The following is a 10,296-nucleotide window of genomic DNA, read 5'->3' on the forward strand; positions in this document are numbered from 1 at the left end:
CCATACCGCAACCGCGCGATACGACCTGTGTGAACTGGATGTCTGCCATAGTCTAATGTATATTGGTGTATATAATATAGACGGGCGTCAACCCTTTTCATGAACTTTGGCGACTACAAATTATGTCATGAGGGTTTCATATGAATAAAATTTATTGTTCATTGAATACAGTCTGTTTACATAACCTTGCGGCATCTCTGTCCGGCAGGCACCGCAGATTGTAGCAAGGCACGGAGGACATTACACCACTTATGGTTGAATGCAGGCCGTCAGCCTGATCCTCCATAAGTTTGAAGCCCGATGTTGAAGAATATATTGAGGCGTAAGTCTCAAGAATGCTGCATTTTTCAATATTGTTTGAAGGATGCTGCAGAATGTTCACAAATGCGCTTACAGGAGCGCACATATTCCTGTAGCAAGAAGTTTTTCCGCTCCAGGGCGAACCGTATGCAATCACCTCACCGTTTTCAGAAAGCCTTACTATAGGATTGTCATCGTTCATAAGTTCGGTGCCATCTATGTTCTCAAGCCACATCCTGCTATGTGTGCTCTTTCCAGCACCGCTGTGCCCCAGGAACATTACCGCTCTGCCTCCGTTCACAACAACCGATGAATGCATCTCCAATGTGTTCATTCCGGCAGTCCTGAACGCATACATCACCATCAGGGAATTGTCCAAGGCGAATTTGCAGTATTTCTTCTGCTTCAAGTACAAGCGTGCGTATGAACAGTCCTTCCTTATGATAAGGCTGGCACAGCTTGGAATCTTCTCCCATGGCGCCATTTCCACCTGCCACTCGCCGGATTCCGTATCATATATATCAAGTTTAGGCTCGTCAGGCTCCGCATGTCCGGCATATATCTCTTTCAGCAATCCGCTTGATATCGCTTCATCCGCATGATCCACATTGTATGGATTGGAGCTATCTTCAAGAGACAGCGTGAACAGGGATTCCGCACATTCCCCAGAAACACTTACACTTATATCGAACGGCTCATAATTCTTCAGCAGTCTTTCAATGGCACCGGCGCTGCTGTCAGGCAATTCCAGTGTGAATATGTGCTCTGCAACCTTATATATCTTTTTCATAAGCTTTCAACTGTCTGTTTTCGAAATCTGAATATCCTTTTCAATCTGGAGCTTCAACTCATCAAGATTGGCGAATGTTCTTGTTTCCCTTATATATTTCACGAACTCAAGACTCATTGCGGCACCGTATATATCCCTGTTGAAGCCGATGATATGAGTTTCCACCGTAGGTATTTTGGAATTGTCATCTGAAGGCCGCAGGCCAACATTTGTCACTCCCTTGTATTTTCCACCGCATACATAAACGTTTACGGCCCATACCCCTTGCTCCGGCAACTTTTCACCGGCATAGGGCTCAAGATTGGCGGTAGGCATTCCGTGCAGATGGCCGTGCCCCTTTCCATGAACCACAACTCCTCCCAGCATCCTCTTGTCCTTGCCTCCCATAAGCAAGCGGCATACAAGTCCGCTGGCATACACAATGGCGGAAAACAGCCAGATTTCTCCGCTCCCCCCAATGATGTCGGGCATATAACACAGCCAGAATATTGCAATTACAATTATTGGAAGTGTTGCTCCAAGAGGCGCCTTGTATCCTTTGTACGATGGATAAGTTTTCCTTGAAACCATGAGTGAAACACTCGTGATTGTCATTGAGACTACGTTCAATACTGCTCCCATAAGGATCAGTTTGGATGTTATCTCAGGGAAAAAGCACATTATGGCAGTCACAGCAGACATCAGCAGCAGTGACAGATATGGAATTCCTGCCTTGTTCTCATTATAGAAGACAGATGGCAGGCATCCTTCAGCCGCCATTGCCTGAACAGCTCTGGAATTGACTCTGAGCAGCATTATCACTGTTGTGAACAACGCTATGATACCGCTCAAGGCCACAATGGGAACCAGCCAGCTGCAGGTGGACAAATGCCCTTCGATGATTGAAGCGAACAATGGTATAAGTCTGGAAGTTTCACTTCCTTTCACTGCATCAAGCGGAAGAGTGCCAAGAATGGACACTACGAGCGCAACATAAATCACTGCAACAACCAGCAGTCCGTATAGAAGTGAACGTGGAATGTTCCTATGCGGTTTACTTATTTCCGAAGCAAGGAAAGGCACGACAATCGCTCCTCCGTATGCTACCAGAGCAATTGGCACTGCGCTCAGGAAACCTGTCCCTCCCAGAATTCCGGCGCCGAAGAAATTATTGAAAGATCCGGAATGGAAATGGCCTCCGGTAAAGGCTGCCGTACAGAAAACTGCAATTGTAGCCAGAAGGATAATCACCAGAACATTCTGCACCGTCTGTGATCTTTTTCCTCCTCTTACAAGCAGGATGAAACCGATGACAACTGCCAGAGCGGACACTGGTGAACTGAAATACCCTCCATTGCAGATGACGTCCTCAATAGGGATTGACAACATTCTTGAGATTCCTGCAATGAAATATCTGCCAATATACATTGCAGAAAAGCCTATTGCAACAATATTGGACATGATATAGCCCCATCCGCTGATAAAACCGGCTAATGAGCCTGAACGCCCTGAAAACGCTCTCTTGGGAAATATGAATATACCGCCTGAATCAGGATATCTCACAGCCAGCTCTGCAACCAGCATTCCGTATAGAGAAAACACCACGGCGGCAATGATCCAGCTCAGAATTGCCGAAGCGCCTGCAAAGAATATTGTAAGTCCCGACAGTGAGAAAATGGCACTGCCAACACATGCTCCTACCACCAGAGCCACACAAGAAACGAACCCTAACTTTCCTTCACCTCCATTCATCTTTCACCTCCGGTCAATCATTTATTATCACTCTGAATTTTCCTGGCAGCACTGAATGTTCGTACGCCTTCTGCGCCTCCTTGAAAGGAACTGTTGCCTCTATAAGGTCGCTCACATCAACAAGATGCTTTGAAAGAAGCATATTGGCCGTGTGGAAGTCCTGAACCATTGGGCTGATGCTTCCGATGATATTGATTTCGTTATTATGGATATACTGAGGCCGTACCTCTACAGGAACATCAGGATGCAGCGAACTGTACTGAACCATTGTACCATGTCTGGCCACCATCTGAACAGCCTGTGCAAACACCTGAGGAATCGGAGTGGTATTGAAGACAACATCCGCGCCTCTGCCGCCACATATCTCCTTAACTCTCTCAACTATATTGCACTGCGATGGGTCCACAACCATATCTGCGCCGTGTTTCAAGGCAAGATCCCTCCTTTCAGAATTCATTTCGCTCAAAATCACCCTTGCACCGCGCATCTTGGCCAGCATCACATGAAGCTGCCCCATTACTCCACCACCAATGACCACAACATCATCAGCAAGGTTCACCCCCGCCCTGTTGATGCTGTGAACAACGCAGGACAATGGCTCTGTAAGAGCAGCCTTCTCATAGCTCAGATCATCAGGTATGCTGAACAGCGCATCCGAATTCACTATCACATAATTGCAGCAACCTCCGGGACCGGGCAGCAAACCGCTGCGAACAGGTTTTTTCTGAGATTTCTCACACATATTGGTTCTGCCGCTTCTGCATTCATGGCATTCTCCGCAACTGTACAGAAGACGTACTGCAACCCTGTCACCCTTTTTCCAGAGCTTTGCATTTACAGCCGGACCAAGTTCCGCAATCTCGCCTGAAACTTCATGACCGGCGCAGCACGGATAAGGCATTTTCACCTCGCCCATGAATATTCTCTGCTCAAGAGAACACAATGCCACCGCATGAACTTTCACAAGCACCTCCCTGCCTGTAAGTTCAGCTGTGTCCAGCCTCAGGTGTTCCACCCTGCCGGCTTCAGTTATGGCCGCCGATATTATTTCCATATTGTCAATGCCTAACCTTGTTTAGAATATCACGAGCCTGATCAAGCGGCACATCATCATGAATAATTGCAGCAACAGCCCTGCACAATGAAACCATTGAACTGCTGCGGACCACATTGCGACCCATTATAACTCCGCTTGCACCTGCCTCCATAGCCTCCTTCACCTCAATGAGAAGCTCCTCTTCTGTCTTTGCCCTGCCACCGCCCAGTACCAGAACCGGAACGTAGCAGTTATGTACAACTTCACTGAACTTATATCCGCCAACAAACTCGGTCTTGATGAAGTCCGCGCCGAGTTCCGCACCGAGCCTGCAAGCGAACGAGAGGTTCTCAATGCTTCTGGTATCTATATCATCGTGCTTCTCGAAACCGTATGGCAGCATTTCAGCACCGCACATCAGTTCACACTCATGAGCCTGCCTTGCCAGAGCTGCAACGTTTGCCAGCGTTGAGGCATTCTCCACGCTGCCGGGATAGCCCATGCACATAAGAGCATCCGCCCCCACCCTGCGCGCATCCTCGGCATTGTAAAGCAGTTCCAGCTTCCCCGATGGTTTTCCCATTATCACAGAGCCGCCATCAGCCCTGAGAATCAAGCCCTTGTCAGCAAACATCCCCTGCTTTGAAAAATGTCTTATGCAGCCGTAATTTGCCAGAAAAGCATCAACTCCACCATCAATGGCCTTGATGATCACGGACGCCACATCGGACAGATAAGGTGACGGCATTGTAAGAGGCTGGTCAATGGCAAGAATGAATGATTTGCCATCGCTGTGGAAAATTCTATTTCTCATAATATCCCTGGTTCTCCTGGTTCAATATTCGTCTGAAAGCGGTGAGGTGCAGCTGGAGCGCATAGCCCCAAAAAGCCCAGGAATGCGTTCCCGGAGAGAAGACTGCTATGTGCTTCAGACCGAGCTGACGGCACTTGGCCGAGAACCTCTCCGTTGAGCGGAAAAGGCCGTCTGAATATCCGCAGGAAACTATCATTGTTCTGTCCAATGCCTTGAGGGTGTCCTGCATGCCTTCAAGACGCTCAACGCAGCATTCCCTTACAAGTCTTGTGGAATCGCCGCAAGCAACGCTCAAATCCTTGATTTTTGTATCGCGCAGGTCAAGCACACCGCTCATTGAGCCGGCCGCCCTGTATCTGTCCGGATGGTTGAGAAACAGGCTTATTGCTCCGTGGCCTCCCATGCTCAGGCCCGTTATGAAGGTATTGTCTTCTGTAAGATTGAATCTTTCCTTCATCTGAGGGAAGAATTCTTCGTCAAAGAAAGTCCTGTACTGCATTTTCCGAGGGTCAGCATCATTAATATACCAGCTGGCATAGAAACCGTCCGGACATATTATCCTGAATCCTGTTGAATCCGCAATGTGCTGGATATCGTATTTGTCGCTCCAGTTCCTCCAGCAGCCGCTCCATCCGTGAAGGAGTATCACTGTTGGCATGTTCGGACCCTTCACGCGCTTTTCCTCCGGTGTGAAGGAATTGTTTCCCGGAGTGAAGACCAGAATGGTATCCGCAGTGTGCAGATTCTCTGAATTGATGACTATCATTCCTGCTCCTGCATCCCTGGCAGTGTATGCGGAATCCGCTGCTGAAACATTGAGACTCAAACAAAAAAGAGCTATGACAGCGGCAATGGAAAAACTATGGACTCTTTTCATTACTTTTGTATAAAATTCTGCACAAATTTATGGAAAATATAAACTTCAGCAAAAACAAAAGCCTCAGAAAGAACAAAGGCATATCATTCAGTTTCATAATTGCCTTTGTCATAATGCTGCTCTTCTTCCCCAACGAAGGGAAATTCAAGTATGATTACAAGAAGGGCGGCCACTGGATGTATGAAACCCTTGAGGCTTCAATAGACTTCCCCATCCTGAAAACCGATGCGGAGCTTATGACAGAAAGGGCTGAGATTGCTGATAGAATCATTCCATATTACACTTTCAACGGTGCGGTCCAGAGCAAGGTTGAGGCGGAACTCATCCAGGCCTTCTCAACCATAGTTGACAAACGTACAGGCAATTTCATTGTCTCGTCCGTTTCGCAGATATATTCAAAGGGAATTGTATCCAACAAGGACTTGCCATCCATTGATGGAGAAAAGCTCAACGAACGGTTCATTTCAGTATCCAGAGACGGAGAGATAATTGACATGAACCTCGGTGGCCTCTATACGCCGCACAAGGCGGCTCTGGAACTGAGCGACAGGATTTCCTTGAATTTCAACAAGGAAATCTGTGACAAGGTGAATGCATCCATCAATTTCGAAAAGATTCTGGAGCCCAACCTCATATTTGACCTTCAGACAACAAAGATGGTCAAGAAGAAAGCCGTAAGCAACATAAGCAACACTAAAGGAATGTTCTATACAGGCCAGCTGATTGTTACTGAAGGGGAACTCATAACTGATGAAATAAAACAGGTACTGGATTCATACAAGGCTGAATATCAGTCTTCAATAAGCACCAAGGCCGATGAATGGTCCATTCTTGCAGGCCATGCTGTGTTCCTGGCCCTGCTACTCTGCCTGCTTTACATGACAATGTTCCTGATTGACGTGAACGTGTTCAACAAACTGAACGAAACGATTTTCTTCATTTTCGTACCGCTTGCAATATTCATCATCACGGTCATTCTCAAGGAGGTCAACCAGATTTACCTGTATATGGTTCCGTACGCAATATTTGCCATATACATGGGCGCATTCTTCAAGAACAGGCTGGTTTGCCCCGCTTATATCATCTCCCTCCTGCCATTGATACCGCTTGTTGATTCCGGAACCGAGCTGTTCTGCATAAATGTTATATCCGGCATCAGCGGAATGTTCCTGTTCACCTTCCTTAAGAACGGATGGAAACAGTTTCTCAACTCGCTCATACTTTTCGTGGTCATGTTCGTGACCTACCTTTCATTCTATCTGGTAAGGACAGGTGCGTTATTTGAGGACATCAATTATACGATTCCTATGTTCCTCTTCCTGAACGCCTTGTTCATACCGGCCACCTACCCACTTGTATTCCTCCTTGAAAAGGCATTCGGAATGATGTCAACCGCCACATTGCGCGATCTGGCCGATTTGAACAACCCGGTAATGGCGGAACTGCAGAAAAAGGCTCCAGGCACTTTCCAGCACTCCCTTATGGTATCCAACATTGCCGAGAGAGCGGCAAGGACAATTGATGCCGATCCAAGATTGATAAAAGCTGGTGCAATGTACCACGACATTGGTAAAATGGCCAATCCTCTTTGCTTCGTTGAGAACCAGACCGCCGGCTTCAACTATCACAGGGACCTCACTCCAAAGCAAAGCGCGCGCGACATCCTGAGCCACATAACCTATGGAGTTGAATATGCCCGCAAGGCGCACTTGCAGGCTCCCATCATTGACTTCATCATAAGCCATCACGGACAAAGCAAGGTTATGTATTTCTACAGTCAGCACTGCAACAATGGTGGCAATCCTTCGGAAATTGATGAATTCACATACAAAGGAATGCTGCCAAAGACCAAGGAACAGGTCATTCTTATGATTGCAGACACTATTGAAGCGGCATCCAGGACATTGAAGGACTATTCATCCGAGAGCATTGGAGCACTGATAGACAAATTAGTAAAGCAGAAAATGGATGACGGACAGTTCTCCGATGCGGACATTTCCCTTAAGGAGATAAAGCTTGTATGCGCAGAAATGAAGCAGCATATTTCTGAAATATATCATTCACGAATCACCTATCCTGAAAGGACGAAATAATCCTGTATCCAATGGAACACGAAAATGCCCACAACCAATAAGACTGCGGGCATTCTTTCATTCATATAAGGTAAATCACATAGTCGAATCCTGCAGCATTGGCGTCGGCTGCTCTCCTCCGGAGACCGTCTAGCCGCGCTCAACCCCACCATTCGCTCCGCTCATAAAACAAGAAGAGGCCGACCCTTTATAGTCGACCTCCTAATGTTTTTGAATGTTCCCTGGTTGGCGTCAATTAATCTGAAACGGGACGCACCGGGCATCCGACGCAACGTGCTTGTGGGGAGTCCAGAGATGCACCGTGGCTGCCGATGGACAAGCAGTACGCTTTTTCTGTATTGCCATCATCGCCAGCGCAGAGAGTACTTGACCAATAATAGGATTGCCCGGTTGGAAATAATTTGATAGATGTTTCTATGACAGTGCCGACATCTCGGAAGGACAACAGGGCGTTGCTCTTGTCGTAGGTGCCGCTGCTATTTTCGCTCTGCTTTCCTGCGTCACCGGACTGAGGCGCATAGAAGTAAAGACTGTGCTCTTCGCTATCCCATTCCCTATATGTAGCGTCAAGCAGAGCCTGGAACTCGGCGCAGGTAGGCATACGCCAGGTGCTTTCCCAGATAATGTTAGCTACGTCATCAGTTAAAGCCAGCGTTGCTCCCTTATCAGTATATTTTTTGTACGCATTTGTCTCCCAATACGGAGAAATACTGTTGACGTTGCCGAAGTCGTATCCATTTTTCATTTCAAAATCGTACTCCGCAGGGCTGTCTGGATAACTTGTTGGATAATTGTAGCGGTTGTAAAGCAGAAGACCATTGTCGGTATTGTCTACATAATCCTTATATGCACCCCACTGGAAATAATCACCTACTGAAGCGTCAGTGGAATGATTTGGAGCGCAGAGGTTACTGGTAGCCCATTTGATGCCGGCAATCAGGACATAATCATGCCCGTTGAGCGTTCCACAAGGGAAAAGAGAGGCGGGAGTCGTGTAAGAACTGTTACTCTTGATTTCGGTTGATGTGATGACGCCCTTGTTGGTGTAGCCGGTCTGATTGACTGCAATGCTTCTTGCAGTAGTATGGTTGTCAGGAACAAGGCCTACGGTGATGATAGCCTTGGTGCCGTCTGAAGGAGCATCAATGTTGTTTGTTGAGATACTGCCAACACTGCTACCACCGGCGACGGATTTTCCCTCTATATCAGGTTCACCGTTCTCCTTGGGAGTCAATGTAAGTTTGCTGTTGATATTTGTGATGGTGGCGTCAGTAATCGAACCTCCTCCGAGGTTTGTGGCGGCTATCTTCATAACCGAGGTGGCGAACTTGAACCCTACCATCTTGCCCTCGATGCTGCCGCTTCCGTCATATACCAGCGTGCCGTAGGCTACGAAAGGAATACCATTATCCTTCTTCTGGCTGGAGAAATCGAAATCAAGTCCTTCGGCTGTGCAGCCGTTGCTGTAAACCAAGGTGATTGTCTGGCCACTGTTAGGAGGGGTTATCGTACCGGTCAGGCTTGCGAACAGTCCGTTCTCGCTGGGGGTAACAGTGAGACCGTCATCGCCGCTGATCTTTGTGCTGCCGCAATATGCATGTACTTTGTCACCCTCTGCCCATTCGAGACGGACTACCGATTTTGCCGTTGCCTTGGTTTCGTCTGCCGCAGCAAGATCACCGAGGCTGGCGTTGATGTTCACCTGGATTGTTTCACCTGTTTTTGACGGATCCTGAGTTCCGGGAGCTGCTGCCTCCTTCTGGCAGGACATTGCCGCGAAAACAGTTGCAGCCGCAAGGATGATTGTTCTGATTGATGTTTTCGATGTATTTGTTTATTTTGTTATTCTGGATTGATGGTCTTTCTGGTTTCTCAGGCTAGAAGACATTCAGGTTTTCTTCCGTTTCTGAGGGGTCAGTGTTCCAAATGTTGGAAGAAGTTGTCAAGACAGCGTATTTTTTTGTTTCATTTCCTTGTTCATTTCTGTTTTGATTGATTGAGTTGATATAACTGAATTTAATTTGACAGTGCAACAGCACGGTGTGGAGTTAAACATTTTTTTCAAAAAGGTACACCTTCCAACGAAATTTTTATCGGTGCAAATCTGGATGAATCCGCACTATTTCAGAATACGAGACAAAACATCAGTGTCCGAATCTCTCATTTCTTGTGGAGTAAGGACTGCATGCGTTTGCAGAGTGGGCATATCTGCCTGGTAATAGTGAGGAAAGAAGCGGCAAGTACAAAAACGAATCGACTTCTACTGGACCTCGTTTCCGTACAACGGCAACAACGCCTATGGCTTGATCTTCTACAGCGACGGGGCACTCCGAACTGCATCGTCAATCGGAATCAGGCCTACTCTGTCCGTCTCGTCACAGAATGTAAAAGGTGACCGAATGAAAATCCTTGAAAGCCTTAATCCAGCGCCTGCGGAGGTGCTTACGTAGCTGGAAAGGAAGACAGCCACTTGCTGACGCCACTGTGGCCTGCGGAGTCCGTTACGTAATCCGCCGCATTTTTGACTTCGTCTGATGCCGTTCCCATCGCAATTCCACAACCGGCATATTTCAGCATTTCAATGTCGTTATTGCCATCGCCGAATGCGATGATTTCCGAAGGTTCAATGTTGTATATGCTAAGAATCTTTCTTAT

The 10,296-nt window shown here is 47.3% G+C and carries 8 protein-coding genes; 1 reads left to right on the forward strand and 7 read right to left on the reverse strand.

Annotated elements, in window-relative coordinates:
* Positions 1-151: 151 nt before the first annotated feature.
* Genes AC06L3_RS07440 through AC06L3_RS07460 form a run of 5 tightly spaced genes read right to left on the reverse strand, consistent with a single transcriptional unit; the run spans position 152 to position 5,548 of the window.
* The gene (locus AC06L3_RS07440) at positions 152-1,090 is read right to left on the reverse strand and encodes a hypothetical protein (RefSeq protein WP_475669987.1); all 939 of its coding nucleotides are present in this window, start codon (positions 1,088-1,090) and stop codon (positions 152-154) included.
* 6 nt (positions 1,091-1,096) lie between these two features.
* Positions 1,097-2,821: an amino acid permease gene (locus AC06L3_RS07445; protein ID WP_475669988.1), complete on the reverse strand. Its 1,725-nt coding sequence runs from the start codon at positions 2,819-2,821 to the stop codon at positions 1,097-1,099.
* 13 nt (positions 2,822-2,834) lie between these two features.
* Complete coding sequence (locus tag AC06L3_RS07450) at positions 2,835-3,875, reverse strand: zinc-dependent alcohol dehydrogenase (RefSeq protein WP_475669989.1); 1,041 nt, start codon at positions 3,873-3,875, stop codon at positions 2,835-2,837.
* Positions 3,876-3,879: 4 nt separating this feature from the next.
* Positions 3,880-4,671, reverse strand: a complete 792-nt coding sequence (locus tag AC06L3_RS07455; RefSeq protein ID WP_475669990.1) for a class I fructose-bisphosphate aldolase — start codon at positions 4,669-4,671, stop codon at positions 3,880-3,882.
* The gene (locus AC06L3_RS07460) at positions 4,661-5,548 is read right to left on the reverse strand and encodes an alpha/beta hydrolase (RefSeq protein WP_475669991.1); all 888 of its coding nucleotides are present in this window, start codon (positions 5,546-5,548) and stop codon (positions 4,661-4,663) included. Before AC06L3_RS07460 ends, AC06L3_RS07455 begins: the two co-directional genes overlap by 11 nt.
* Positions 5,549-5,577: 29 nt before the next feature.
* On the opposite strand from AC06L3_RS07460, the gene AC06L3_RS07465 reads away from it, so the two are divergent.
* A complete protein-coding gene (locus AC06L3_RS07465; protein WP_475669992.1) occupies positions 5,578-7,641 on the forward strand; it encodes an HD family phosphohydrolase in 2,064 nt (687 codons plus the stop codon).
* Positions 7,642-7,876: 235 nt separating this feature from the next.
* Here AC06L3_RS07465 and AC06L3_RS07470 read toward each other — a convergent pair whose 3' ends face one another.
* Together AC06L3_RS07470 and AC06L3_RS07475 are read right to left on the reverse strand one after the other, a co-directional pair.
* Positions 7,877-9,412 carry a hypothetical protein gene (locus tag AC06L3_RS07470; protein WP_475669993.1) on the reverse strand — a complete coding sequence of 512 codons (1,536 nt, stop codon included), beginning with the start codon at positions 9,410-9,412 and terminating at the stop codon, positions 7,877-7,879.
* Positions 9,413-10,083: 671 nt separating this feature from the next.
* The coding region (locus tag AC06L3_RS07475) for an HAD family hydrolase (protein ID WP_475669994.1) at positions 10,084-10,296 on the reverse strand (213 nt) is incomplete at its 5' end.

The organism is Candidatus Egerieousia sp., assembly GCF_056211015.1.

Excerpts from the sequence above, each read along its gene's own strand:
- AC06L3_RS07440 (WP_475669987.1), bottom strand. The coding sequence starts at position 1,090 with ATGAAAAAGATATATAAGGTTGCAGAGCACATATTCACACTGGAATTG.
- AC06L3_RS07470 (WP_475669993.1), bottom strand. The coding sequence starts at position 9,412 with ATGTCCTGCCAGAAGGAGGCAGCAGCTCCCGGAACTCAGGATCCGTCA.
- AC06L3_RS07465 (WP_475669992.1), top strand. The coding sequence starts at position 5,578 with ATGGAAAATATAAACTTCAGCAAAAACAAAAGCCTCAGAAAGAACAAA.
- AC06L3_RS07460 (WP_475669991.1), bottom strand. The coding sequence starts at position 5,548 with ATGAAAAGAGTCCATAGTTTTTCCATTGCCGCTGTCATAGCTCTTTTT.
- AC06L3_RS07455 (WP_475669990.1), bottom strand. The coding sequence starts at position 4,671 with ATGAGAAATAGAATTTTCCACAGCGATGGCAAATCATTCATTCTTGCC.
- AC06L3_RS07445 (WP_475669988.1), bottom strand. The coding sequence starts at position 2,821 with ATGAATGGAGGTGAAGGAAAGTTAGGGTTCGTTTCTTGTGTGGCTCTG.
- AC06L3_RS07450 (WP_475669989.1), bottom strand. The coding sequence starts at position 3,875 with ATGGAAATAATATCGGCGGCCATAACTGAAGCCGGCAGGGTGGAACAC.